Annotated in this window: 15 protein-coding genes; 9 read left to right on the forward strand and 6 right to left on the reverse strand. The window is 63.8% G+C overall.

All coding sequences use genetic code 11. The features are described 5' to 3' along the window. Window positions 1–50: 50 nt before the first annotated feature. The 3 genes from EJ076_RS24900 to EJ076_RS24910 all read right to left on the reverse strand — a co-directional run bounded on the left by EJ076_RS24900 (window position 51) and on the right by EJ076_RS24910 (window position 9,955). Window positions 51–1,703 (reverse strand): ABC transporter substrate-binding protein, encoded by a 1,653-nt coding sequence (locus EJ076_RS24900; protein ID WP_109668422.1) that lies wholly within the window; start codon window positions 1,701–1,703, stop codon window positions 51–53. 266 nt (window positions 1,704–1,969) lie between these two features. Continuing rightward, window positions 1,970–8,023: a translocation/assembly module TamB domain-containing protein gene (locus EJ076_RS24905; RefSeq protein ID WP_126069614.1), complete on the reverse strand. Its 6,054-nt coding sequence runs from the start codon at window positions 8,021–8,023 to the stop codon at window positions 1,970–1,972. Window positions 8,024–8,026: 3 nt separating this feature from the next. Then, window positions 8,027–9,955, reverse strand: a complete 1,929-nt coding sequence (locus EJ076_RS24910) for an autotransporter assembly complex family protein (protein ID WP_109668427.1) — start codon at window positions 9,953–9,955, stop codon at window positions 8,027–8,029. Between the two features lie 271 nt (window positions 9,956–10,226). Here EJ076_RS24910 and EJ076_RS24915 point away from each other — a divergent pair, with 271 nt between their 5' ends. The 7 genes from EJ076_RS24915 to EJ076_RS24945 all read left to right on the forward strand — a co-directional run bounded on the left by EJ076_RS24915 (window position 10,227) and on the right by EJ076_RS24945 (window position 22,719). Continuing rightward, window positions 10,227–15,725, forward strand: coding sequence for an alpha-2-macroglobulin family protein (locus EJ076_RS24915; protein ID WP_126069615.1), 5,499 nt, complete (start codon window positions 10,227–10,229; stop codon window positions 15,723–15,725). Window positions 15,726–15,833: 108 nt separating this feature from the next. Next, window positions 15,834–17,924 (forward strand): penicillin-binding protein 1C, encoded by a 2,091-nt coding sequence (gene pbpC / locus EJ076_RS24920; RefSeq protein WP_245462874.1) that lies wholly within the window; start codon window positions 15,834–15,836, stop codon window positions 17,922–17,924. Between the two features lie 57 nt (window positions 17,925–17,981). Continuing rightward, window positions 17,982–18,665: a M15 family metallopeptidase gene (locus EJ076_RS24925; protein WP_348630450.1), complete on the forward strand. Its 684-nt coding sequence runs from the start codon at window positions 17,982–17,984 to the stop codon at window positions 18,663–18,665. Window positions 18,666–18,886: 221 nt separating this feature from the next. Next, window positions 18,887–19,915 (forward strand): sulfate ABC transporter substrate-binding protein, encoded by a 1,029-nt coding sequence (locus EJ076_RS24930; protein WP_126069616.1) that lies wholly within the window; start codon window positions 18,887–18,889, stop codon window positions 19,913–19,915. Window positions 19,916–19,937: 22 nt separating this feature from the next. Further along, window positions 19,938–20,789: a sulfate ABC transporter permease subunit CysT gene (gene cysT, locus EJ076_RS24935; RefSeq protein WP_126069617.1), complete on the forward strand. Its 852-nt coding sequence runs from the start codon at window positions 19,938–19,940 to the stop codon at window positions 20,787–20,789. Further along, window positions 20,782–21,666 (forward strand): sulfate ABC transporter permease subunit CysW, encoded by an 885-nt coding sequence (gene cysW / locus EJ076_RS24940; RefSeq protein ID WP_109672947.1) that lies wholly within the window; start codon window positions 20,782–20,784, stop codon window positions 21,664–21,666. Before cysT ends, cysW begins: the two co-directional genes overlap by 8 nt. Window positions 21,667–21,678: 12 nt before the next feature. Continuing rightward, window positions 21,679–22,719, forward strand: a complete 1,041-nt coding sequence (locus EJ076_RS24945) for a sulfate/molybdate ABC transporter ATP-binding protein (RefSeq protein ID WP_126069618.1) — start codon at window positions 21,679–21,681, stop codon at window positions 22,717–22,719. 15 nt (window positions 22,720–22,734) lie between these two features. Here the strand turns inward: EJ076_RS24945 and EJ076_RS24950 are convergent, their stop codons facing one another. Next, window positions 22,735–23,133, reverse strand: a complete 399-nt coding sequence (locus tag EJ076_RS24950; protein WP_126069619.1) for a type II toxin-antitoxin system VapC family toxin — start codon at window positions 23,131–23,133, stop codon at window positions 22,735–22,737. Then, window positions 23,134–23,406 (reverse strand): antitoxin, encoded by a 273-nt coding sequence (locus EJ076_RS24955; RefSeq protein WP_126069620.1) that lies wholly within the window; start codon window positions 23,404–23,406, stop codon window positions 23,134–23,136. Window positions 23,407–23,636: 230 nt separating this feature from the next. Between EJ076_RS24955 and EJ076_RS24960 the strand changes: the two genes are divergently transcribed. Then, window positions 23,637–24,623, forward strand: coding sequence for a sulfate ABC transporter substrate-binding protein (locus EJ076_RS24960; protein ID WP_126069621.1), 987 nt, complete (start codon window positions 23,637–23,639; stop codon window positions 24,621–24,623). Window positions 24,624–24,879: 256 nt separating this feature from the next. Further along, on the forward strand, window positions 24,880–25,329 hold the full coding sequence (locus EJ076_RS24965) for an Rrf2 family transcriptional regulator (protein WP_006202816.1): 450 nt from the start codon (window positions 24,880–24,882) through the stop codon (window positions 25,327–25,329). A gap of 132 nt (window positions 25,330–25,461) precedes the next feature. Here EJ076_RS24965 and EJ076_RS24970 read toward each other — a convergent pair whose 3' ends face one another. Continuing rightward, window positions 25,462–26,331, reverse strand: a complete 870-nt coding sequence (locus EJ076_RS24970) for an NmrA family NAD(P)-binding protein (RefSeq protein ID WP_126069622.1) — start codon at window positions 26,329–26,331, stop codon at window positions 25,462–25,464. Window positions 26,332–26,356 lie beyond the last annotated feature (25 nt).

Below are 26,356 nucleotides of genomic sequence, written 5' to 3' on the forward strand. Positions count from 1 at the left end.
ATGCAACGGGCGAGGGAAAGGGGCGACGCCCCTTCCCCATGTCGATGCGATCAAGCCTGGTCGAGCCAGACCTTGCCGTAGTCGCGCTCGAAGGTCGGGTGCATCTTGTAGTTCTGCACCGCCTTGACCGAGTGGCTGTAGAGCTTGCGCCAGTACGGCTGGATCAGGATGCCGGAATCCTGCAGGATCTGCTCGATGTCCTTCATCATTTCCTTGCGCTTGGCGGCGTCTGCAACGGCGAGCGCCGCATTGAGCTTGGCATCCCAGTCCGGATTCGACCAGCCGGCCTCATTCCAGGCCTCGCCGGTGCGGTAGGCGATGGCCAGGACCTGAACGCCGAGGGGGCGCATGTTCCAGTTGGTCATCGACAGCGGATACTTCGTCCAGTCGTTCCAGAACGTCGAACCCGGCAGAACGGTGCGCTTAACCTTGATACCGGCGTCGCGCAGCTGGGCGGCGATCGCATCGCCGGTGTTCTTGTGCCAATCCTCGTCGACGGTGATCAGCTCGTGTTCGAAGTCGGCCTGGCCGGCTTCCGCCATCAGCGCCTTCGCCTTGGCCGGATCACGGGCAATCTTGGGCAGCTCGTAATATTCCGGATGGATCGAGCAGACATGGTGGTTTTCGGCGACCGAGCCGGCATTGCCGTAGCCAAGCTGGAGGACGACATTGTTGTCGACGCCAAGCTGCAGCGCGTTGCGCACCTTTTGGTCGCCATAGGGCTTGTTGTTGACGTTGGTGCGGCAGACGATGGTCGACGCCGTGACGATCTCCGACTTGACCAGGTCCATGCCGTCGAGGATCGACACGTAGTCGGCCGAGGTCTCGAAATTGGTGTGCACTTCGCCGGCTTCGAAAGCACTGACCATGGCCGCCGGATCGGTGCCGTAGTCGATGAATTCCAGGCCATCGAGGAACACTTCGCCGTCCCACCACTTGTCGTCGGTGCGGCGCTTATAGACCACTTTCTGGCCGACATCGTAGGAGACGAGTTCGAACGGGCCGGTGCCGATCGGGCAGGATTTGAAATCGCCGCCCTTCTCGTCGAAGCTCTTGTGGACGATCAGGCCGGGGTAGTCGCACATGTTCGGGATCAGCGCGATGTCAGGCTTGGTGAGCTTCAGCACCACCGTGTGATCGTCAGGCATGGTCACGGCGCTTTCGTCGAGCTTGTCGTCCTTGACCAGCGAGCCGAGACGGCCAGGCATCGAATTGCCTTCGGCTTTCTTGTCGGCCCAACGCTTGAGGTTGAAGACGACGTCGGCGGCGGTGAAGGCATCGCCATTCGACCAGGTGACGCCCTTGCGCACGTGCAGCGTGTACTGCGTGGCGTCGTCGTTGACGTCCCAGCTCTCCAGCAGATAGGGGCGGAACGTGTATTCGGATGTGTACTTGACCAACGGCTCGAGCGCCTGGCGCTCGGCATTGGCGATTTCAGACCAGTCGGCCTTGCGCGGGTCCTTGGGATCCTTGATCCACTGGGCGATCTTCAGCGTGCCGCCCTTCTTGCCCTTCACCTCTTCGGCCTTCGCCGGCGTCGGATCGGCGAGGCCGAGCAAGCCGTAAGCCATTGCCGTCGACGCACCGAAGACGCTGGCCATGGCCAGGAATTCGCGGCGATCGACCTTGCCTGCCTTGGCTTCTTCGGCCATGGCCAGGATGTGGTCCGGAACGCGATCGCCGTTACTCTTGTAAATTGTCATGACTTAACTCCCATTGTTGGCTTTCCGCCTTTTAACATTCCGCATCCAGGCCATGATGTCAAAGACGACATGGATTGGGAACATGTTAGGGAATGTGCAACTTTGAAGAGGGAGCGGTTCGCGTGATAACGACAGTCTTGGCGCAAAATTGCTACTGCCCGCCGGATTCCTCTGGAATCTCGATAGTCGATTAAACTGAGACATTTACTGGGGCTCGGACAGCGCCAGCATCGAGCCACCATGGGGCCAAAAATTCCGCTTAAGTATCAGTATTCCTTCTCGTAGAAGATGCCGCCCTTGGCTTCGCCGGCATCGTTGGCCTCGCCGCGCAGCTTGACGCCGCGCCCGACATTGAGGTCGATCGTCGCCTTGCCCGAGCCCGGCTTGTCGCCCTTCTGGATCGTCACATAGGTGCGGTCGTTGAGATACTTTCCGGCCGAAACCGCCGTGCCGCCCTTGTCGTCGGTGGTGACGTCGAGATCGTCGACGCCGATGGCGCTGCGCAGATTCTCGAGCAGCGAGGTCGAACCGCCGACGCCGGCCAGTTGCCCGGCCGCTTCGGCGAGCTGGGCGATCTGCAACGGCGACAGGTTCGACATCGAGCGGCCAAAGATCAATTGCGCCAGCACCTCGTCCTCGGGCAATGCCGGCACCGAGGAGAAGGTGAATTTCGGATTGGTCGCCTCGCCCGACACCACGATGGTGACGGTGGCGCTGGTGGTCGTCGTGGTTGCCGTCAGGTTGAGATAGGGCACCAGCGAGCCGGAGAAGCCGACCGTGCCTTCGGTGAAGGTCAGCCGCTTGCCGAGGATCGACAGCCGTCCGCGCTGCAGGGTGAAGGTGCCGACCGCTTGCGGCGACGAGGCCGGGCCGGTCAGCTTGAGCGAGCCGCCGAGTTCGGCATCGACGCCCCTGCCCTGGATGAAGATCTGGTTCGGCGCGTTGACCGTGACATCAAGCGCGAGGCCGGTGCCGCCGCCCTTGCCGCTGGTCGTCGGCGGCCGCAGTGCCTTGTCCTGCGCCTTGACCGCGCCTGGCGCGTTCTTGTGCTTGACGTCGAGCGCCGCCAGCGAGCCAGGCAATTTATCTGGAACGGTGATCACGGTCTTGGCAAGGTTGACGGTGCCGGCAATGACAGGTGCGGATGTCAGCGGTCCCTTGATCGTCAGGTCGCCGCCGAGATTGGCGGTCACCACCCTTCCGTCCGTATAGCGGCCGTCGACCAGCTTGATCGACAGGTCGGCCGGGAAACCCTGCGCCGGGTTGATCCCGACCGTGCCGCTGGCCGACAGGCTGCCGCGCGTCGACAGCGTTCCCGTCAGCCGGTTGATCCTGGCGACGCCGCCGGCGATCGAGACATCGGCGGCAAGATCGTTGACCGCGAGACCCGAGCGCGCATCGACCAGGCGCGCACCGGAGGTGCTCACGCTGCCGCCGATGACAGGCGATGTCGCGGGACCGCGCACCTGCACGTTGACATTGGCCGTGCCCGATAGCGACAAGCCTTGCGCGGCAAGCTTCTGGCTGAGCAGGCCGAAGGGCACGGCGCCATTGAAGTCGAGCGCCAGCGCCGGCGTGCCTGCCGTCGTTACGGTACCACCGCCCTTGAGACCGAGGCCGGCTCCATCGCTGACATTGGCATTGAATGTCAGCTTGTTGCCGGCAAAGGTGCCCGACGAGGAAACACTGACCGCACCGACACCAGCACCTCGGGTCTGCGATGTCTGCACCCCGGCCGCATCGATGTTGAAGGCGACGGCGGGATTCGCCGGCGCACCCGTCACCTTGACCGTGCCCGAAATCGAGCCGGCGGCGTCGAGCCCCGGCGAGAAACTGTTGGCGAGCGACATCGGCACCCGCGCCAGCGTCGCGTTGATGTCGAGCGCCGTGCCGACCTTGCCGGTCACCGTCGCCGTGCCGCCGCCAAGGTTGAGCACCAGCCGGTCCAGCGTCGTCGTGCCATTGGCGATGCTGACGGTCGAGGCCTGGGCAATGGCTGCCTTGATGCCCTGAACGGTCGCCTGGCCGGATGCAAGCTCGATGGTTGTCGTGCCGTTGGCCACTTTCACCCGGCCCGCGGCCTGCGCCGGAATGCCCTTGACGGTTGCGCCGCCGGAGAAGCCGGTCCAGTCACCGTCACGCGTCAAATCGACATCGATGCCGCTGATCACGGTGCCGCCCGACGTGACGGTGTTGGCGCGGATCTTTCCGGAGATCACGGGTACTGCCAGATAGTTGGCGACCAGTGCATCGATAGAGACGGCTTTCGCCTGCAGGTCGCCGCGCGTAATCGATGCTGTCGCCGCCTTGATGGCGACCTGCGGTGCGGTGCCGTTCTTCGAGAAAGCAATCGTGCCGCGCACGTCGCCTTCGGCCTTTTCCAGCGCCAGTGCCGCCAACGGGCCAATATCGGGCAGGTCCAGCGCGATCGTGCCGACTGGAACGAACTTCTCATCCAGCGCCAGATCGCCGGAAATCCTGTTCTTGCCCAGTGACAGCAGCAGGCCGTTGATGGCGCTCTTGCCGTCCGCCGTCGCCAGCACCGCGCTACCTTGCAGCGCCTGGCCGGCGACATTGCCGGTCAGCTGCACATTCGCCGCCGGGTTGGCGGCATCAGCCTTGCCGGTGGCGGTCAGCTTCAGCCCGGTGATCTCGCGCGATGCCACCAGCAGCCTGTCGCTGTCCACCGTCAGTGACAGATCGGGCGCCGCAGCTGGCCCCTGTGCGTTCAGCGCAAAGGCGATGGCGCCCTTGGCATCCTTCGACAGCAGCGAGATGTCGCTCAGCACACCCTTGATGTCGGCGGCGACCTTGTTGTCAGCAAGGCTCGCCTGCCCGTCGGCAGTCAGCGCGCCCGAGGTCAGCTTCAATCCGCCTATATCGATACTGCCGTTGGGGTCGCGCTTCAGCGTGGCACTGATCTGCGCGCGTTCGCCAAGCATGCCGCGCGCCGCCGCCGGCAAGGCCGATGATGGGGCATCCGCCTTCAGGTTGAGGTCTATAGCGCCGTCACGCAGCGACACCTGGCCCGCGACCTGGCTGTTCAGCGCATCACTCTTGAGAGAGCCGCTATCGATGGCGACCGCGTCGGCTGTCAGCCGGGCACTAAGTGCGGCCGTGACCTTGCCAGCGATCAGCGGTGCGATCGCGGGATTGTCGAGACCGACCTTGTCCACCGACACCGTGCCGGAAACCGGCCCTGCACGGTTCTTGAGATCGAACGCATCCGAATGCAATGCCAAGGCAAGCCCGTCTACCTTCGCCGGGCTGGTGGTGATCGAGGGTAGGATCGCAGACACATCCAGGCGGGCCCGCGTGCTCTCGCCCGCCACCTTTGCCGACAAGGACTGGATCTCGATCTTGACCGGGCTCTCGGCGCTGCCGACAGTCAGGGGCAGGCTGGGGCCGGATGAGATGAGATCGAGCGCAAAATCGCTGGCGCCGTTCGGATTGAGGGTGCCGGTCGCCTTGCCGGAAATCTTGTCGCCGGTCAGCGTCGCTTGATCGAGCACAACGCCGCCGGCCATGGTGTAGCTGCCTGCCGCGTCGACGGCCAGCGCCCCGAGCCCCGCCTGGCGGGTCTGACTGGTTTCGACGCCAGCCAGCTGCGCGTTGAAACGGACGTCGGGGGCGGCCGCCGACCCGGTCACCTGCGCCGTGCCGCCAAGCGTGCCCACGGCATCGAGGCCGGGCGAGAAATCATTGGCCAGCGCCGCCGGCAGTGCCGAAAATTGCGCCGCGAGGTCGAGCGTCTGGCCGGCAGTGCCCGACAGCGTCACCGAACCGCCGCCGATATCGAGCGCCAGTCTTTCGATGCTGGCCGTGCCTTTGGCGATGCTTAGCGTCGAGACTTGAGCGATTGCTGCCTTGATGCCGCGAACAGTGGCTGCGCCCGAGGCTATCTCGACGCTCGTCGTGCCGTCGGCGATCTTCACCCGGCCGGCAGCGGTTGCCGGAATGCCAGCTATGGTGGCGCCGCCCGTGAAATTGGTCCAGTCGCCGTCGCGCTTCAGGTCGACGCCGATGCCACCGATTTCGGTGGTCCCCGAGGTGACGCTGTCGGCCTTGATCGAACCAGCGATCGCCGGCGCCTTGATATAATTGGCAATGAGCGCATTGACGGTGATGGCCTTGGCCGTCACCTCGCCGCGCGCGATCGACGTGCTCTTCGCGTCGATGGCGACGGAGGGCGCGTCGCCCTCCTTGGCAAAGCGGATGGTGCCGTCGATGTCGCCCGTCACCGCCTGGCCGGCCAGTGCGGCCAGCTGATCGATGGCGGGCGCGTCGAGCGTCAGCGTGCCGAGCGGCATGTACTTGTCGTCCAGCGCGAGATCGCCCGAGACCTTGTTGTCGCCCAGCGAGACCAGGAAGCCATTGATCGAACGCTTGCCTTCGCTCGTCACCAGCGCCGCCTTGATGTCGAGCGGCTGGTCGTGGACGGTACCGGTCAGCGAGACATTGGCTGCGGGGCTGGCAATGTCGGCCTTGCCGCTCGCCGTCAGCTTGATGGTCTTCACCGTGCGGCCCGAGGCGGTCAGGCTGTCGCTGTCGGCGGAGACCGTGAAATCCGGCGCCGTCATCGCGCCGCTTGCCGACAGCGCGAAGTCGATACCGCCGGCAACCGGCACGCCGACCATCGGCGACAGAACCGAAACATCGCCCAGTTTGCCCTTGATGTCGGCCTGGATGTCGGTGCCTTGCATGCTGGCCGTGCCGGCGGCGCTGAGCGTGCCGGACGTGAACTCGATCGAATTGGCGGCGAAGGATCCCTGCGGATCGCGGGCCGCGCTGGCCGAGAATTTCACCCGGGCGCCGAGCACCGAGGCGATCTGCGGCGGAAAGGCCGTCGCCACGGCATCCGCGTTCATCTTCAGCTGCATCGACAGGTCGGCAAGCGCCACGGTGGCTGTCAGCGAGGCGTTGACCGCATCGGAGCGCAATGTGCCCTGGTCGATGGCAATGGCATCCTTGCTGACCGATCCGGCCAGAGCGACATCGACCTTGCCGGTGATCAAGGGCGCCAGCGTCGCCACGTCGGTCTTGAGACCACCCGCCTCCAGCTTGACGGTGACCGGCCCGGCGCGGTTCTGGATGTCGAAACCGTCGGAATGGATCTGCGCCGCCAGATCGTCCAGCCGCGTGCCGCCGGCGACGATCGAAACGAAGGACGCGCCGATGTCGATGATCGGCGCCTTGCCGTCGCCGAAGGCGCGGGCGGTGGCTTTGTTGATCGCCAGCGTGATCGGCTGCGCCTTGCTGCCGACGCTGATCACCACAGGTGGGCCCTTGGCGGCGAGTTCGACCGAGAGATCGCTGGCGCCGGCAGGATCGACGATGCCGGTAGCGGTGCCGTGCACCGCATCGCTGTCGACGTTGGCCCGGTCGACACTGACACCACCGGCGGTCGTTGCTGTACCCGCGACATCGAAGCTGGTCTTGCCGGCAAACAGCGGCTTCAAATTCTCCGGCAGGAAGCGGGCGAAATCGCCGTCGCCCTTGGCCTCGATGTGATTTCCCTTGTCGGTCAACTGATGGCGGCCCGTCAGCTGGGTGACGATCTTGCCGTCGACTGTGAACGTGCCGATGCCGTTCCAGTTGGCGAGCGGTCCCGTGCCCGAGACAATTATGTCGACCGGTGGCGCATCGGGCAGCTTGAGCAGATTGGCGATGATGCCGCCTGCCGGCTCCGAGGCCTTCAGGTCGAGGTCGAGCCTGTTGTCTGCCGGCGCAAAATGGATTTTGGCGTCGACATTGCCTTGCTTGCCGTCATGGCGGGTGACGTTGAGCGTCGTCTCGACCGCCAGCGGCGCGGCATCGGCCTTCAGCATCCCCTTGGCGGCAAGTTCGGCGATGCCGCTGCCGGCAAGGTCTCGCCCCAGTGCGATCTCGGGCAGGTCGATCTGCTTGATATCGAATGAAACCGGCAGCGTCGTCGTGCCGCTGCTCTGCGCTGGTTGCGTGCTGGCCACCGGCAACCGGGCGAGTTCTATGCGCTCGGCCGCGATGCGGTCGGCACTGAAGTTCTTCGACAGCAGCGCCAGCGGCGACCAGTCGATGGCCACCTTGCGGGCCACCAGCCAGGCACCATCGCGGTCCTCCAGCACGACATGGTCGACACTGAGGGCCCCGGACCAGATGCCGTCTATGCCGCTGATCGTGATCTTGCGGTCGTCGCTCGAGGCCAGCCGCGAAATGATACCGGCGAGATTGTCGCGGCCGCGCTCGGTCTTGGTCAGCACAACCAGCGCGCCGATCGCTCCCGCGACCACAATGAGCAGCGTGTAGAGGACAATACGAAGGATGCGCCAGACCGTCTTCATCGCTCAGAACGCCTGCCCGATGCCGGCATAGATGCCAAAATGCGGGTCGCCCGGATCGCGGTTGAGCGGCACGGCCGCGTCGATGCGCAGCGGCCCGAACGGCGTGACATAGCGCAGGCCGACGCCGGCGCCGACCTTGACGTCGGAGAAATCGGGGATCGATTTGGTCGACACGGTGCCGGCATCGACGAACGGCACGATGCCGATCGTGTCGGTGATGGCGATACGCATCTCGACCGAGGTTTCGAAGAAGGACAGACCGCCGATCGGCTGGCCGGTGAAATCCTTGGGGCCGATGCCCTGATAGGCGTAGCCACGCACCGAACCGCCGCCGCCGGAATAGAAGCGCCGGTCGGCCGGCACGTGTTCGAGGCTGGTGCCGACGATCGAACCGATGGCGACACGTTCGGCCAGTACGAACTTCGAAGCCGAATCCATCGACTGATAGGCCGATCCCTCGCCCTTCAGCTTGAGGAAGGCAGCACCGCTCAAAATGTCGTAGCTGGGCTCGGCATAGGCCAGCACCCGGAAGCCGCTGGTCGGGTTCAGCCGGTTGTCTCTGTTGTCGTAGACATATTGCAGCGGAATGCTGGCGATCAGATATTTGTGCTTGCCGAAGGCGTCGTGGATCCGGGAATAGTCGAGCGCCACTTCCGCCGAAACAGTCTGCTTCTTGGTCAGTTCGTAGGACAGGCCGGTGCTGCCTTTGATCGAGAAATGGTCATAGGCATCAGGATGTTCGAGCACGGTCTTGACGCTGGCGAAGAACTTCGATGCCGGCCCGATCACACCGGGCTTTTCGAACATGATGCCGGCATTGTAGTTGAGCTCGCTGAGATCATTGCTGCCGATGCCGCTGATCTTGCCGTCGATGCGCAGCTTCTCGGCTCGCCCGAACAGGTTACGGTGGCCCCAATAGCCTTCCAGGCCCAGCCCCTCGGTGTTGGAGAAGGTGCCGCCGACGCCGAAATAGCGCGGTTTGCGCTCGCTGACCTGGACGCCGATCGGAATGTTGCCATCGGCATCGAGCTTGTCGGCTTCCTTGAACGTCACGCTGTTGAAGACCTCGAGCGCCAGCAGCCGGTCGCGCGCGTCGCTGATCTCTTGCGGCGAGTACTGCCGGCCACGCTTGAGGCCGGTCATGTATTCGGTGAAGTCGCGATCGACCTTCTCGGTGCCTTCCACAGTGGTGTCGCCATAGCCGGCGACCGGCCCGGCGGCGACCGTCAGCGTCACGTCAAGCGTCGAAGTGGCGTGGTCGGCGACGATCTGCCTGTCCGTCACCTTGGCCAGCGGCCTGCCCTCCTCCTTCAGCGCCCGCACGATCAGCGCCTCGGCCTTGAGCACGGCGCCCGAACCGGCGTCGCCGCCGGCGATCAGGCCATAATCGGCGCTCATCAGCCCAGCTGCGTCGCCCTCAAGGTGGATATTGCCCAAAGTGAATTTCGGCCCGCTGACAATGTCGATGGCCACCGGAACCGGCTGCGGCCCCTTGAATTCGGCATCCGGCGGCAAATCGTCAAGCGGCTTGCCGTCGATGGTGACGGTGACCACGCCTTCGTAGCGGGCGTCGGCATAGAGCGCGGCGACCAGTTGTTCGCGGTCGCTGCGTGCCTTGGCCATCAGTCCGAGTGAGCCGGAAACCGGACGCTCCTCGTCACTTTTCAGGGCCGAGGCGTTTTCGAGCTTCTTGACCAGATCCTTGTCGGCGTCGGGGGCATTGATGGTGACGGCATAGCGCAGCGGATCGACGATGTCGGCATCCTCGTCGCTGGACGATCCCCACAGCTTGATGCCAAAAAGCTCGAAAGCCGCCGCCGGCCGCGATTCGGCGAGCAGCGCGGTCGAGCACATCATGGCCAAAAGCAGGGCGCGCGGAAGCGCACGCCCTGGCGCGCGACCTCCTGACATCTGCTCTTCATGCGCCGGCATTAAGACAACCTAGGTTATAAAACTAAAATTGGAATGAAGTTCTGAAGCGCTCGTAAAGGGGCCACAATCCAATTGTCTGAAATAGGGCGGGCTTGGAATTCACACCTTTTGCGTCGCCGCAAGAAAGCGTGATCACCTGTCCTATGGAGGTACTACCGGCCATCGGCCGGAAAGGAAACCGTTGGCAGGCGGAACCCTGCCGCGTCCCTGCGTTGACAAGCTTGACTGAAGCTTGATCATGCCTGGACGTTAGCAGTGTCTGGAGGGTGTTATGGCAATGCGCGCGGCTCGTGGTCTGTCGATCCTGATTCTTCTGTTTTTTGCCTGGGCCAATGTCTTAGCCTGGGGTGGTGTCGCGCAAGCGGCTGAGGCTCGACGAATCGCGACGACAGACAATTCCGATTATTTCGGCTTCGATCTCAGGTCCGACCAGAATGTCACGCTCGACCAGTGCAAGACGACATGTCTGGGCGACCCGGCCTGCCGCGCCTTCACCTACAACAACAAAGCCAAATGGTGCTTCCTCAAATCCGACTACAACCAGCTGAAGCCGTTCAACGGCGCGGTCGCCGGCAAGGTCGTCAACCTCGATGGCGATCCCGACATCGGCGCGCCGCCGGAACTCGCCTTCTTCCCCAACTGGATGGCCGATCAGGCCCAGCAGTACCGCAACAAGCTGCTCGGCCCGGCCTATGACAAGCCGACCGAAGGCATGGCCGCCTTGATGAACGCTGCCGAGCAGGCTGTGCTGACCGGCGACCATCGCTCCGCCATGCTGAAATACGAAGCCGCGGTCTCGGTGCTGCCCGACGATGGCCAGCTCTGGCTCAACCTGGCGCGTGAAACGCTGGCCGTGCAGCCCGCCGCCAACACCTCCGACGCCTCCACTTTGCCGGCAAACGGCACTTCGGCTGCTTTCAACGCCTACAAGCTGTTGCGCACCACCAAGACGCGCGCCGACGTGCTGGCGCTGCTCGGCAACGGCCTCGACAAGCGCGATCTCTACCGGCCGGCGCTGCAGGCCTATGAAGCCAGCCTTGCCCTGAACCCTTCACCGGCGGTCCAGGCCGACTATGCCGATCTGAAGGCGCGCAAGGGTTTCCGCGTCATCGACCACACCGTCGATGCCGACACCAGCGCGCCGCGCATCTGCGCGCAATTCTCCGAGGATCTGGTCAAGACCGGCGTCGACTACGCGCAGTTCGTCACCGTCGACAACGCGCCGCCCAAGGGCGTCGAGGCCAAGGACAAGCAGATCTGCGTCGAAGGGCTGGAGCACGGCCAGCATTATGACGTCACCTTCCGCGCCGGCTTGCCGGCGGCCATCGGCGAGGTGACCGCGGCTCCCGTGGTGCTGTCGATCTATGTCCAGGACCGCGCACCGTCCGCCCGCTTCACCGGCGACAGCTTCGTGCTGCCGGCCGGCGCGCGCCGCGGTATCCCGGTCGTCACCGTCAACATGAACGCCGCCGAGATGAAGCTCTACCGCATCGGCGACCGCTCGCTGGCCCAGCTTCTGTCGGGCTACCAGTTCCTGCACCAGCTCGACAGCTATGACATCTCCAACATTTCCGAGCAGATGGGCGCGCCGGTCTGGCAAGGCCAGCTCGACATCGCCAATGATCTCAACAAGGAGGTCACCACCTCCTTCCCGGTCGACGAGGCGGTGCCGCAGCGCAAGCCCGGCGTCTATGTGCTGACCGCCCAGGCCGTCAACGACAAGAGCGACGACTACAATTCGATGGCCACGCAATGGTTCGTCGTCTCCGACATCGGCCTGTCGACCTATACCGGCCAGGACGGGTTGAATGTCTTTGCCCGTTCGCTGGGCAGTGCCAAGCCGATAGCAGGCGCCGAACTGACCCTGGTTGCCAGGAACAATGAGGTTCTCGGCACGGCGACATCGGATGCCGACGGCCACGCCGTCTTCAACCCCGGCCTGACGCGCGGCGACGGCGGCATGGTGCCGGCCGTGCTGATGGCCAAGCAGGGCGACAATGACTTCGTCTTCCTCGACATGGGCCGGGCCGGCTTCGACCTGTCCGACCGCGGCGTCACCGGGCGCGCAGCGCCCGGTGCGCTTGACGTCTATGCCTGGACCGAACGCGGCATCTATCGCGCCGGCGAGGATGTTCATGCCGCGGCGCTTGCCCGCGACGGCGCCGCCAAGGCGGTCGAAAACCTGCCGCTGACCTTCATCTTCTCGCGCCCCGACGGCGTCGAGGACCGCCGCATCGTCAGCGACGGCGCCTCGGCCGGCGGCCATGCCGTCGACCTGCCGCTCGCACCCAACGCCATGCGCGGCACATGGTCGGTGTCGATCTACACCGATCCCAAGCAGCCGGCGGTGGCGAGCCAGATGTTCCTGGTCGAGGATTTCGTGCCGGATCGCATTGAATTCGACATGAAGGCCGACAAGCAGGAGATCGCCCAGGGCGAAACCGCCGACATCAACATTGACGGCCGCTTCCTCTATGGCGCGCCGGCGGCAGGCCTGGCGCTGGAAGGCGAGTTGACGCTGTCGACGTCGCGCGACTGGGACCGTTTCCAAGGGTTCTCCTTCGGTCTCGCCGACGAACAGTCGGCCGAACCCACGGTCACCCCCCTCGCCGATCTGCCGGTGGTTGGCGATGACGGCAAGGTGACCTTCCCGGTCTCCGTCGACCAACTGCCCTCGACCACCAAGCTGGTCGACGCCAAGGTGACGGTCAGGATGCGCGAAACCGGTGGCCGCGCCATCGAGCGTTCGCTCAACATCGGCATCCGCCCGCAAGGCCATATGATCGGCATCCGCCCGGATTTCGCCGACAATGAAGTGCCGCAGGGCGGCACAGCCAAGTTCAGCCTGATCGCCGTCGATCCCGACGGCAAGCGCGAGGCGCTGAAAGGCGCGCAGTGGACGCTGGTCAAGGTCGAACGCAATTACCAGTGGTACCGCTCCAACAATTCCTGGAACTACGAGCCGGTCACCTTCACCAAGTCGATCGCCAACGGCCAGGTCGACCTCAGCGCCGACGGCGACGCAACGGTCTCCGTGCCGGTCGACTGGGGCCAGTACCGCCTCGAAGTCGAAACATCGGATCCCGAGGGACCGGCGACCAGCTACGAGTTCGATGCCGGCTGGTATGTTTCGTCGACCACCACAGAAACGCCTGACGGCCTCGAGATCGCCCTCGACAAGGACACCTATGCCGCCGGCGAAGTGGCCAAGCTGAAAGTCTCGCCGCACTTTGCCGGCGAACTTCTCATCAACATCGGTTCCGACAAGCTGTTGAAGACGGTCACGGCGTCGGTGCCGGCCGGCGGCAGCACCGTCGACATTCCGGTCGGCGACGACTGGGGCGCCGGCGCCTATGTCACCGCAACCCTGTTCCGGCCCGGCGATGCGCAGGAGACGCGCATGCCGGCGCGCGCCATCGGTGTGAAATGGCTGAAGGTCGATCCGGGCTCCAAGAAGCTCGCCATCACCTTGACGCCGCCCGACAAGACCATGCCGCGCCAGCAGCTGTCGATCCCGGTTTCCGTGACCGGCGTGCAGCCGGGCAGCAATGCCTATGTCATGGTTGCCGCCGTCGATGTCGGCATTCTCAACCTGACCAACTACAAGGCACCGGATCCGGAGGACTGGTTCTTCGGCCAGCGCATGCTGGGCATGGAAATCCGCGACATCTACGGTCGCCTGATCGACGGCTCGCTGGGCAACACCGGCAAGCTCAGGACCGGCGGCGACGGCGCCAACATGCAGGCGCAAGGCAGCCCGCCGACCGAAAAGCTGGTCGCTTTCTTCTCCGGTCCCGTCGAGCTCGATGCCGACGGCAAGGCGCGGATCGACTTCGACATCCCGCAGTTCAACGGCACCGTGCGCGTCATGGCCGTCGCCTGGACCAAGGACGCGGTCGGCCATGCGCAGTCCGACGTGATCGTGCGCGACCCCGTCGTGATCACCGCCGGCCTGCCGCGCTTCCTGGCGCCTGGTGACGCCGCCGTCATGCGCCTTGACGTCGCCGATACCGACGGGCCCGCCGGCGACTATGCGCTGTCGATCGAAACGACAGGCGACCTGTCGACGGGCGACAAGCCGCTGCCCCAGAAGCTGACGCTCGCCCAGGGCAAGCGCCAGACGCTGACCGTGCCACTGATCGCGCAGACGGCCGGCAATGCCTCGCTTACCATCAAGCTCGCCCATGCCGACGGCACCAAGGTCGAGCAGACACTCTATGTGCCGGTGCGTCCGGCGCAATTGCCGGTCACCACCCGCCTGGTGGTCGACCTCAAGGGCAATGGCGGCGCGCTGCGCGTCGACAAGGAGCTGCTGGCGGCCAGCCTGCTCGATGGCGCTTCCGTCAGCGTCGGCGTTTCGCAGGCCGCCGCCTTCGACGTGCCGTCGCTGTTGATGACGCTCGACCGCTACCCCTATGGTTGCGCCGAGCAGACCACCAGCCGCGCCATGCCGCTTCTCTACGTCAATGAGTTGGCATCCGGCGTCGGCATGGCCAGCGACCCCGACATCCATGGCCGCATCCAGGACGCCATCTACAAGGTTCTGAGCTACCAGGCCTCGGCCGGCAGCTTCGGCCTGTGGGGTCCGGGCTCCGGCGATCTGTGGCTCGATGCCTATGTCACCGACTTCCTGACCAGGGCGCGCGAGCAGAAATACGACGTGCCGAGCCTGGCCATGAACCAGGCGCTGAGCAATCTGCAGAACTCGCTCGGCTACGACCAGAGCGTCCAGGACCGTGGCAGCGAGATCGCCTACGCCCTCTACGTTCTGGCCCGCAACAAGAAGGCCTCGATCGGCGATCTGCGCTACTACGCGGATACCCAGCTCGAAGCTTTCTCGAGCCCGATGGCCGTTGCCCAGCTGGCGGCGAGCCTGGCGCTTTACGGCGATACGCCGCGTGCGGAATCGACGTTCAAGACTGCCCTGCAGCTGGCCAAGTCGACCACCGACTACGACTACTACCGCTCCGACTACGGTTCGCGGCTGCGTGACGGCGCGGCGATGCTGGCGCTGGCGGCGGAATCCAAGCCGGTGCCGACGATCGTGCCGGAACTGATCAAGCTGGTGACCAGGGAACGCGCCGAAGCCCGCTGGACCAGCACCCAGGACGAATCCTGGATGCTGCTGGCGGCCCGCGCGCTGAAGGAAGGCAATGATACGATCACGCTGACCGTCAATGGCGCTGCGCATTCCGGCGGCTATTCCAATCAGGTCGAAGGTTCTGACCTGGTTGACAGCCCTCTGACCATCGCCAACACCGGCAAGACCCCGCTGCAGGCCGTCGTCACCACGGTGGCGTCGCCGGTCCAGCCCCTGCCGGCCGGTGGCGACGGCTTCACCATCAGCCGCACCTACTACAAGCTTGATGGCACCGAAGCCAATGTCACCGAGGCGACGCAGAACGAACGCTATGTCGTCGTGCTCAAGATCAACGAGCAGAACACATGGCCGTCGCGCCTGCTGGTCACCGACCTCTTGCCGGCCGGCTTCGAGATCGACAATCCCGGCCTGGTGTCCAGCGCCCAGTTGACGAACTTCTCGTGGCTGGCGCAGACCGATGCGGCCCATCTCGAATTCCGCGACGACCGTTTCGTCGCGGCGTTCAACCCGGCCGACGGCGACCACGACCACAATTTGACCCTCGCCTATGTCGTGCGCGCGGTGACACCTGGCACCTACGCCCATCCGGCGGCAACGGTGGAGGACATGTACCGGCCGCAATACTCGGCCCGCACCGCCACCGGCATGATGGAGATCAAGGCGCCGTAAGGCGCCGATGGTAACGATCATGAAAATGGCGATTGCGCTAACGACAGCTCCCTTCCCCCCGTTACTATACGGGGGGAAGGTGCCGGCAGGCGGATGAGGGGCGGCGCTATGCTCTCCAAAAAATTCCTGCGCCGGGCAGCCATTACGGGCGTCTCCCTCGCCGGCCTTGCGGTGATCTCGGCAGCCAGTCTCTGGGAACTTGACCGCGCCTTCCCGCCCCCGCTTCCGGCCGAACTCACGGTCTCGACCGAAGTCCAGGACCGCGATGGCCAGCTGTTGCGCGCCTTCGCCACGCCGGACGGCTACTGGCGGTTAGAGACCCGTCTCGACCAGGTCGACAAGCAATTCGTCGACATGCTGGTCACCTATGAGGACAAGCGTTTCTGGGACCATGAGGGTGTCGACGTGCTGGCGCTGGCGCGGGCCGCCGGCCAGTTCGCCACCAGCGGCCACATCGTCTCCGGCGGCTCGACCCTGTCGATGCAGCTCGCCCGGCTGATCGAACCGCGCGAGAGCCGCAGCCTCGGCTCCAAGATCAAGCAGATGCTGCGCGCCATCCAGATCGAACGGCGGCTGTCCAAACGCGAGATCCTCGAACGCTACCTGACGCTGGCGCCCTATGGCGGCAATCTGGAAGGCGTGCGCGCCGCCTCGCTCGCCTATTTCGGCAAGGAACCGAAGCGGCTCACCGTTTCCGAATCCGCCCTTCTCGTCGCCTTGCCGCAACTGCCGGAAAAGCGCCGACCCGACCGCAATTTGAAGATCGCCCACGCCGCCCGCGACCGGGTGCTGACCCGCATGGTCTCCTCCGGCCTGCTCGGCGAGCGCGAGGCAGCACGTGCCGCCCTCGACGATGTAGCGGGCCTGCGCCGCACGCTGCCTGCGCTCGCTGCGCACGCCGCCTATGCGATGCTGCCCAAGGCTGTTCCCGGCCAGCCCTTGCAGCTGACGATCCGTAAGAGCGTCCAGGAAGGGCTGGAGCAGGTGGCGAGGGACGCCGCCACTAAGCTTGGGCCTCGCCTGTCGGTCGCCATGGTGCTGGCCGACTCCCGCACCGGCGACATCCTCGGTGAAGTCGGCTCGGCCAATTTCTTCGACGCCAGCCGCTCCGGCTGGATCGACATGACCAAGATCGTCCGCTCGCCCGGTTCGACGCTCAAGCCGTTCATCTACGGTCTTGCCTTCGAACAGGGCCTGGTGGCGCAGGAGACGCTGATCGACGACAGCCCCGTCGATTTCTCCGGCTATCGCCCGAAGAATTTCGACATGGGCTATCAGGGCGATGTCAGCATCCGGCAAGCGCTACAACTGTCGCTCAACGTGCCGGCAATCCGTGTGCTCGACGCTGTCGGGCCAACGCGGCTGATGGCGCGCTTCCGCCAGGCAGGGGTAAACCCCATACTGCCGGTCAACGAGGCGCCGGGCCTGGCCATCGGCCTTGGCGGCGTAGGCGTCACGCTGCGCGACCTCGTCCAGCTCTACACAGGGCTCGCCAATGGCGGCAAGACGCACACGCTGCATGACGGCACCGAGCCGGCCAATGTCGAGCGCACCAGCGCCACCATCCTTGACGGTCAGGCCAACTGGCAGATCATCGACATATTGTCGGGCGTCAAGCCGCCCGAGGGTGCCTTGCAGCGCGGCATTGCCTACAAGACCGGCACCTCCTACGGCTACCGCGACGCGTGGTCGGTCGGCTTCGACGGCCGCTATGTGCTGGGTGTCTGGGTCGGCCGCCCCGACGCTGGTGCGGTGCCGGGCCTGTCCGGCTATGTCTCGGCCGCCCCCATCCTCTTCGAGGGTTTTGTCCGCTCGGGCTTGGCCACCGTTCCATTGCCGGGCAAGCCGCCCGGCGTGTTCAGCCCGAGGCGTGAGGACCTGCCGGTGACGCTCGCCCGCTTCGGGGCCGGGTCGGACGGACTGGTGCAGGCGACAGTAACCGAACCCGCACCGACCATCATCTTCCCGCCCGACGGGGCCCGCGTCGATCTCGGCACCAATTCAGTCGACGCCTCGCCGCTGGTGCTGAAGCTGCAAGGCGGCCGCGCGCCGTTCCGCTGGCTGGCCAACGGCAAGCCGCTCACCGGCATCGACCGTCGCCGCACCGCGACCTGGCAACCTGACGGCGCCGGCTATTCGACGCTGACCGTCATCGACGCCGCGGGGCGTGCGGCCAGCGTCAAGGTGTTCGTCGAGTGAAAGTGTCCGTTGAATAGAATGCGCCAGGCGATTCAGCGCATTGGCTTTTGCGCGCTGATGCTTGCAGCTTCCGTTCCGCCGGCCCATGCCGACGCCCTGCCCGCCGGCTTTGTCCGGCTCGCCGATGTCGACCCCTCGATCCGCCAGGACATCCGCTACGCCGGATCGGACAATTTTCTGCATCGCAGGGTGAACGGCTATGACGCGCCGGCCTGCATCCTCACCGACCAGGCGGCAAAGGCACTGTCCGCCGTCCAGAAGACGCTCGCCGCCAGAAGCCTGACCCTGGTCGTATTCGATTGCTATCGCCCTGCCCGCGCCGTCACCGACATGGGCGAGTGGACGAAACAGGATGGGCCGCCCGATCCGCAATGGTATTCGAGGGTCAGGCGCGGCGACCTGATCGCCAAGGGCTATGTCGGAGAACTATCGACCCATTCACGTGGCTCGACCGTCGACGTCGCCATCGCCCGGACAGACCGCAGGTCCAGTCCGAACCCAGCTTGCGGTGCGGTCGATGCCGACACGCTCGATTTCGGCACCGGCTTCGACTGCTTTGATCCGATGAGCGAAACCGCCCACCGCGGCCTCGCCAGTGAGGTGGCGGCCAACCGCAAGATACTTGTCGATGCCATGCGCGCCGGTGGCTTCAAGAACTATGCGCGGGAATGGTGGCACTTCACGCTGACAAAGGAACCGTTCGCCAAGGAGCGTTTCGACTTTCCCATCACCGCCGATTGAGGCGCCGGACTAAATTCCACACGGCCTTGCCGCGGCACCACCCATTTCTAAATAGGCTGAGTGGCCAGCATGGATTCTTCCCGGGGACGCAGGAGGAAAATATTTCTCCACACAATGAAATATCGTCGAACATTTTCTCAAGAGGGGCAAAAAAGGCAACATTGAATGCATCTAATTTCTATCGATTCGGTAGATTTGGCGCGGGTTCAACGGAGGCAGAAATGACCAAACCTCATTTCAGGAAACTGCTCGGCGCACTGGTCGCCACATCTGTTCTATCAGGCACGCTCGGTTTCGCGTTTGCCGATACCACCATCCTCAACGTGTCCTACGATCCGACACGCGAGCTCTACAAGGCCTATGACGAAGCTTTCGTCGCTCATTGGAAGGCCGAGACCGGCGAGACGGTCACCGTCCAGCAGTCGCATGGCGGATCGGGCGCCCAGGCCCGCGCCGTGATCGATGGCCTCGATGCCGATGTGGTGACGCTGGCACTGGAAGGCGACATCAATGCCATCGTCTCGAAGTCGAACAAGATCAATCCCGACTGGCGCAAGAAATTCGAAAACAATTCAGCGCCCTACACATCGACCATCATCTTCCTCGTGCGCAAGGGCAATCCCAAGGGCATCCACGACTGGAGCGACCTCGTCAAGGACGGCATCCAGGTGATCACGCCCAATCCCAAGACCTCCGGCGGCGCGCGCTGGAATTATCTCGCCGCCTGGGCCTACGCCAACGCCCATGACGGCGGCGACGAGGCCAAGAACAAGGAATTCGTCGGCAAGCTCTACGCCAATGCCCCGGTGCTCGACACCGGCGCGCGCGGCTCGACCGTGACCTTCGCGCAAAAGGGCATCGGCGATGTGCTGATCGGCTGGGAAAATGATGCCTATCTGGCGCTCGACGAATTCGGCGCCGACAATTTCGAAATCGTCTACCCGCCGACATCGATCCTGGCCGAGCCGCCGGTGGCGATCGTCGACGCCAATGTCGACGCCAAGGGCACGCGCAAGGTCGCCGAAGCCTATCTCGGCTGGCTCTATTCCAAGGAAGCGCAGACGATCATCGCCAAGAACCACTATCGTCCGGCCAAGCCCGAACTCGTGGCTCCGGCAGATCTGCCCAAGACACCTGATATCAAGCTGATCTCCATCGACGATCCGCTTTTCGGCGGCTGGAAGAAGGCACAGCCTTATCATTTCGGCGATGGTGGTATATTCGACCAGATCTACAAGCCGGCCCAGTGAGCTAAATCTAGATCAGGACGATATGACCACAGCACCCGCGCAGGCTGGGTGGCGGTTCAGACAGCCGAGTGTCATTCCGGGTTTCGGATTGACGCTCGGCTTCTCGCTTGCCTACCTCACCCTCATCATCCTCATCCCGCTGTCGGGGCTGATCTGGCGCTCGGCCGCCTTGGGCTGGCCCGAGTTCTGGGCGATAGCAACCGACCGTCGCACCATCAACGCGCTTGAAATCAGCTTCGGCACCGCCTTCATCGCGGCTGGCGTCAACGTCGTCTTCGGCACGCTCGTCGCCTGGGTGCTGGTGCGCTACCGCTTTCCCGGCCGCCGCATCGTCGATGCCATGGTCGACCTGCCCTTCGCGCTGCCGACGGCGGTGGCCGGCATTGCGCTGACCACGCTCTATGCGCCGAACGGCTGGATCGGCAAATTGCTGATGCCGCTTGGCATCAAGGTCGCCTATACGCCGCTCGGCATCGTCATCGCGCTGATCTTCATCGGCCTGCCCTTTGTCGTGCGCACCGTGCAGCCGATCATGGAGGAGATCGACAAGGAGGTGGAGGAAGCCGCCGCCACGCTTGGCGCCAGCCGCTTCCAGATCATCACCCGCATCCTGTTTCCGGGCCTGGCGCCGGCCATCACTACCGGCTTTTCGCTGGCCTTCGCGCGCGGCGTCGGCGAATACGGCTCAGTCATCTTCATCGCCGGCAATTTGCCCTACAAATCCGAGATCGCGCCGCTTCTGATCGTCATCCGGCTGGAGGAGTACAATTATCCGGCAGCGACCGCGATCGCGGCGATCATGCTGTTTTTGTCGTTCCTGATGCTTTTGATCGTCAATCTCGCACAGTCATGGAGCCGCAAGCGCTATGGCTGATCCCGAGATCAAATCCTACGCACCGCATCACGAGAGCCGCTCGGCGGCGGTGACCGAGAGCCGGCCGGCACAAGCCGTCCTGATGGCCATCGTCTTCGCCTTCCTTGGCGTCTTCCTGCTCTTGCCGCTGATCATCGTCTTCCACGAAGCGCTGGCCAAAGGCGTTGGTGCCTATACGCAATCGCTCAGTGACGCCGACACGCGCTCGGCAATCCGGCTGACGCTGCTGGTGGCGGCGATCTCGGTGCCGCTCAACATTGTCTTCGGCATCTCCGCCGCCTGGGCGATCGCCAAGTTCGAGTTCAAGGGCAAGGCCTTCCTGACCACGCTGATCGACCTGCCTTTCTCGGTCTCGCCGGTCATATCGGGCCTGGTCTATGTGCTTTTGTTCGGCGCCCAGGGGCTGCTCGGCGGCTGGCTGAAAGCGCATGGCATCGTCATCCTGTTTGCCGTGCCGGGCATCGTCCTGGCCACCGTCTTCGTCACCTTCCCCTTCGTTGCCCGCGAGTTGATCCCGCTGATGCAGGAACAGGGCAATGGCGACGAGGAGGCAGCACTCTCGCTTGGCGCCAATGGCTGGCAGACCTTCTGGTTCGTGACCTTGCCCAACGTCAAATGGGGGCTGCTCTACGGCGTGCTGCTGTGCAATGCGCGCGCCATGGGCGAGTTCGGCGCGGTCTCGGTGGTGTCGGGCCACATACGCGGCCTGACCAACACCATGCCGCTGCATGTCGAGATCCTCTACAACGAGTACAACGCCGTCGGCGCCTTCGCCGTCGCCTCATTGCTTGCCGGCCTGGCGCTCGTCACGCTGGTCTTGAAAACACTTCTCGAGATGCGCTACGGCGCCGAGATCGCCGCATCGCGCGGGCATTAGAAGGTTCTGTCGATGGAAGTTCGCGTTGCCAACGTGCGCAAGGAATTTGACCGGTTTCCGGCCCTCCACGACGTGTCGCTCGACATCAAGTCGGGCGAGCTGATCGCGTTGCTGGGGCCGTCCGGCTCCGGCAAGACGACGCTGCTCAGGCTGATCGCCGGACTGGAGCGGCCGACGCGGGGAAACATCTTCTTCGGCGACGAGGACGCCTCGCACAAGTCGATCCAGGATCGCAATGTCGGCTTTGTCTTCCAGCACTATGCGCTGTTCCGGCACATGACGGTGGCCGACAATATCGGCTTCGGCCTGAAGGTTAGGCACGGGCCGTCGCGCCCGCCGGCGCAAGAGATCCGCCGCCGCGCCTCCGAGCTTCTCGACCTTGTCCAGCTTTCGGGGCTGGAGAAGCGCTATCCGGCGCAGCTTTCCGGCGGCCAGCGGCAGCGCGTGGCGCTGGCGCGCGCCATGGCGATCGAACCCAAGGTGCTGCTGCTCGACGAGCCGTTCGGCGCGCTTGACGCGCAGGTGCGCCGGGAATTGCGCCGCTGGCTGCGCGAAATCCATGACACCACCGGCCACACCACCGTCTTCGTCACCCACGACCAGGAAGAGGCGCTGGAGCTTGCCGACCGCGTCGTGGTGATGAGCCAGGGCCGCATCGAGCAGGTCGGCACTGCCGACGATATCTACGACACGCCGAACTCGCCCTTCGTCTACGGCTTCATCGGTGAATCGAGCTCGCTTCCCGTCAAGGTCGAGAATGGTGAGATCTGGCTCGCCGACCGTCCGATCGGGCTTGCCGCGCCCCACGAACCCTCGGGCGATGCGACGCTCTACTTCCGTCCGCACGATGTCGAATTGCTGGATGGCTGCAGCGGCTGCATCGCCGGCACTGTCGCTGCCAGCCGCCGCGTCGCCGGCACGCGCCGGGTCGAGCTTGAGATCGGCGGCGAGCGCCAGCGGGTCGAAATAGAACTGCCGGTCGATCATCCCGCGGCGCAGAAAAGCCGGGTGGCGTTCCGCCCTGGGCGCTGGAAGCTTTTTCCGGCTGCTTGATCCTCGGGTCGAGCGCTACGCCAGCCAGTTCTCGATCTTCAAGCCCCTGATCCGGTTGAACTCTCCGGTGTTCGCGGTCACCAGCGTGATGCCTAATGCATAGGCATGAGCGGCAATAAAAAGATCGTTGTGGCCAATGGTCTGGCCTGCGGCTTCAAGCTCGGCGCGAAGTCCGCCATACTCGGTATCCACCGGCACATCGAGCGGCAAGACAGGTATCTCGGCCAACAAGTCTTCAACCTTCTTGAGCAGCTTGGCCGATCCCTTCTTTGCGCAGCCATATCGCAATTCAGAGGCGACCACGATGCTGGTACAAACGGCGTCATCTCCCTCGCGCACAATTGCACTCGCGGCCTTGCCAGCGGGGTTTCGGATCATGTCGCTGATGATGTTCGTGTCCAGCATGAACCGCATCTAGAAAATGTCCTCGGATTTGACCGGCGCATCGTCGATCTCGGGGAAGTCGTCTTCAGGGCCGAGCGGCGGCTCTTTCGACCATTGAGCGAGCAACGCGGTGAGGCCCGCTTTGCGGACCGGCTCGATGACCAGGCGGTCGCCTTCCCGGCTGATCAAGACCTTTTCGCCGGGAAGCTCGAACTCGACAGGAATACGCACCGCTTGGCTGCGGTTGTTGCGGAACAGCTTCGCCTCTTTCGGTGGCGTTGCTGAATGACGGTTCTGGGGCATGGTCGCGGCTCCATTGTATATGCCATTTGTATATGCCAAACGACGCCGCGATACAAGGCACAGAAAACTCCGACGAAGGCAGCCAACCGCTGGAACAGAATTCCAACAACTGCTCATCTCAGCGATATCTTTTCTCGCGGCGAGGCCATGAAGCTACGGTGCGTGCCTCGTCGCACATGATGCGCCACGGCTATGGTCCCAGCACAAACATTGCATCGGAGCCTGTTTTCATGAAGCGATTTTTCCTCGGGCTTGCCACCGTCGCCGGCCTGGTCCTCGCATCCTCCCAAGCCTGGTCGGCCGACAAATTGCTCAACGCATCCTATGATGTCGGCCGCGAACTGTTCGTGCAGGTCAACAAGGCCTTCGTCGCGCAGCATCCGGGCGTCACCGTGGATCAGTCGCATGCCGGCACTTCGGCGCAGGCGCGCGCCATCGCCGAGGGCCTTGGCGCCGATGTCGTCACCTTCAACCAGGTCACCGACATCGACTTCCTGGTCAAGAAGGGGCTCGTCTCGGCCGACTGGCAGAAGGATTTCGCCAACAACGCCTCGCCCTTCTACTCGCTGCCTTCGTTCCTTGTCCGCGCGGGCAACCCCAAGCATATCAAGGACTGGAACGATCTCGTGCGCGACGACGTGCAGGTGATCTTCCCCAACCCGAAAACCTCCGGCAATGCGCGCTACACCTATCTGGCGGCAACCGCCTACGCCAAGGAAGCCTTCAAGGGCGACGACGCCAAGGTGAAGGAGTTCATCACCAAGCTGTTCAACAACGTGCCTATCTTCGACACTGGCGGGCGCGCCGCGACCACCACCTTCGTGCAGCGCGAGATCGGTGACGTGCTGATCACCTTCGAGTCTGAAACACGCGGCATCCGCAAGGAGTATGGCGACGACAAGTTCGAGCAGGTCACGCCCTCGGTCAGTCTGCTGGCCGAATTCCCGGTCGCGATCGTCGACAAGGTCGCCGACGAGCATGGCACGCGCGACCTGGCCAAGACCTATCTCGACTTCCTCTACACGCCGGAAGGCCAGGACATCTTGGCCCAGAACGGCAACCGGGTTCGCGACGCGGCGGTCGCGGCCAAATACAAGGCCCAGTTTCCCGATGTCCGCCTGCTGACGGTCGAAGATGTCTTTGGCGGCTGGGACAAGGTGCAGAAGGAGCATTTCGCCGCCGGCGGCCTGCTCGACCAGACTTACGGCAGCCGCTGACGGCAGCAATGTCCAGGATAGACGAGAGAGCCGGCACCTTGCCGGCTTTTTTCGTTTTGTGCGCCGGCGACCTGGTCTTCAGCGGAATATCGGCGCCGTCCGTGCAAAACGTTACAAAGAATCAACGCGTTTGTGCCTAACATGCCATTCGGCGGCTTGTTTTCGCAAAACATCATCGCGTGGCGAAAACGTCATTATTTGCACACAAACAGTCGCCAGATGCGGGTGGTTGGGGCTTCAATGGGTTGATCTGGGCATGCTGACAAAAAAAGGCAAATACGGCCTCAAGGCCCTCGTGCATCTGTCCGGCCTGCCGGTCGGCCAATTGGCCTTCGTCAACGATATCGCGGTGGCCAACAACATCCCGAAGAAATTCCTCGATGCCATCCTGGGCGAGTTGCGCAATGCCGGCTTCGTCCAGAGCCGCAAGGGCAAGGAAGGCGGCTATCGCCTCGCCCGGCCGGCCTCCGAAATCAAGATCGGCCATGTCGTGCGCGTGCTTGACGGGCCGCTGGCGCCGATCCCTTGCGCCAGCCGCACGCAATATCAGCGCTGTGAGGATTGCGACGAGGCGACCTGCCAGGTCCGGCACATGATGCTGGAGGTGCGGCAGGCGATCGCCGAAGTGCTTGACAATCGCAGCCTTGCCGCCATGCGCGATGCCGACAATGATGATTTTCCGGTCGAGCTGACCTCGCAGATATAAACCACCAACTGCTGCTCGCGACCGCAAGCTGACCGCGCTCAGACAGGTATGAGATTCCTGCATTGAGGGAGGGTCTCCGAGTTTCGGGTTGCGAAGCTCGAAATCACAGGAGAACCCCATGCAGGTTTTGGCCTACCCGGTCACATCATACGCAGCCTCGAATACATCGCGTGCGGACGTCGTACCCACTACGTGATCCGTATCCTCGGCTCCGAGGTCCATCCATCCTGCGTTCACGGCCTCAAACATTTCTTCGGCAGGTCCGGTGTGGCCCTTCGGGATACCGAATTGCTCGAACGCTTCCGCCCACCCTGCACGCGGGACTGCAAAGGCTTTCACGTCGAGATTCAGGACTTCACCCAATTGCTCCGCGACTTCATCCGCGCTGACCATCGAACCAAGCTCGACGACGCGCTGCCCTGACCACGCTGGCCCGGTCAAAAGGGTTGCGACCTCCGCGCCGATGTCGTTGGTCGCTACCATGGTCGATTTCCGGTTTGTCGGATTGTAGTAGACCGGCAGGCTTCCGCCCTGGGCGACCTGCAAGCCGTAGAGGAAGTTTTCGAAGAATCCACCTGCGCGCACAAATGCGATTGGCGATATCAGGTCGCGAAAACCTTGCTCCAGAAGCGACAAGGCCATGATCATCCCGAGCCCACTGGTTCTATTCGCACCCATCGACGAAAGCGCAACCACCCGTGGCGGCGCTGCCTTGGTGAGCGCCTCGACATAGTTTGCAATCACGCCCTTTGCTTCTTTGTAATCGGCCGAGGGCGCCCAGACAGCCGGCAACATGACGAACGCCCCTTCGACGCCTTTGAGCGCTTGCTCGATGGCTGCCGGATCATTCCAATCGCCGTCTACCAGTTCCACGCCCTGGTTCGCCCAGTTAGCCGCCTTCCCGCGATTGCGGACGAGCGCGCGTACCTCCTTGCCGTGCGCCAACAGATGTTTCGCCGTCGCGCCGCCAACTTTTCCCGTGATTCCCATTACTAAAAACATGTATTTTCTCCTGATCTTGAAGGAC

It is taken from the genome of Mesorhizobium sp. M7D.F.Ca.US.005.01.1.1 (assembly GCF_003952545.1).
Lineage (GTDB): Bacteria > Pseudomonadota > Alphaproteobacteria > Rhizobiales > Rhizobiaceae > Mesorhizobium > Mesorhizobium loti.

Bases quoted from the DNA above. Each gene is read 5' to 3' on its own strand.
- EJ076_RS24900 (WP_109668422.1), bottom strand. From the start codon at position 1,703: ATGACAATTTACAAGAGTAACGGCGATCGCGTTCCGGACCACATCCTG.
- EJ076_RS24905 (WP_126069614.1), bottom strand. From the start codon at position 8,023: ATGAAGACGGTCTGGCGCATCCTTCGTATTGTCCTCTACACGCTGCTC.
- EJ076_RS24910 (WP_109668427.1), bottom strand. From the start codon at position 9,955: ATGCCGGCGCATGAAGAGCAGATGTCAGGAGGTCGCGCGCCAGGGCGT.
- EJ076_RS24915 (WP_126069615.1), top strand. From the start codon at position 10,227: ATGGCAATGCGCGCGGCTCGTGGTCTGTCGATCCTGATTCTTCTGTTT.
- pbpC (WP_245462874.1), top strand. From the start codon at position 15,834: ATGCTCTCCAAAAAATTCCTGCGCCGGGCAGCCATTACGGGCGTCTCC.
- EJ076_RS24925 (WP_348630450.1), top strand. From the start codon at position 17,982: ATGCTTGCAGCTTCCGTTCCGCCGGCCCATGCCGACGCCCTGCCCGCC.
- EJ076_RS24930 (WP_126069616.1), top strand. From the start codon at position 18,887: ATGACCAAACCTCATTTCAGGAAACTGCTCGGCGCACTGGTCGCCACA.
- cysT (WP_126069617.1), top strand. From the start codon at position 19,938: ATGACCACAGCACCCGCGCAGGCTGGGTGGCGGTTCAGACAGCCGAGT.
- cysW (WP_109672947.1), top strand. From the start codon at position 20,782: ATGGCTGATCCCGAGATCAAATCCTACGCACCGCATCACGAGAGCCGC.
- EJ076_RS24945 (WP_126069618.1), top strand. From the start codon at position 21,679: ATGGAAGTTCGCGTTGCCAACGTGCGCAAGGAATTTGACCGGTTTCCG.
- EJ076_RS24950 (WP_126069619.1), bottom strand. From the start codon at position 23,133: ATGCGGTTCATGCTGGACACGAACATCATCAGCGACATGATCCGAAAC.
- EJ076_RS24955 (WP_126069620.1), bottom strand. From the start codon at position 23,406: ATGCCCCAGAACCGTCATTCAGCAACGCCACCGAAAGAGGCGAAGCTG.
- EJ076_RS24960 (WP_126069621.1), top strand. From the start codon at position 23,637: ATGAAGCGATTTTTCCTCGGGCTTGCCACCGTCGCCGGCCTGGTCCTC.
- EJ076_RS24965 (WP_006202816.1), top strand. From the start codon at position 24,880: ATGCTGACAAAAAAAGGCAAATACGGCCTCAAGGCCCTCGTGCATCTG.
- EJ076_RS24970 (WP_126069622.1), bottom strand. From the start codon at position 26,331: ATGTTTTTAGTAATGGGAATCACGGGAAAAGTTGGCGGCGCGACGGCG.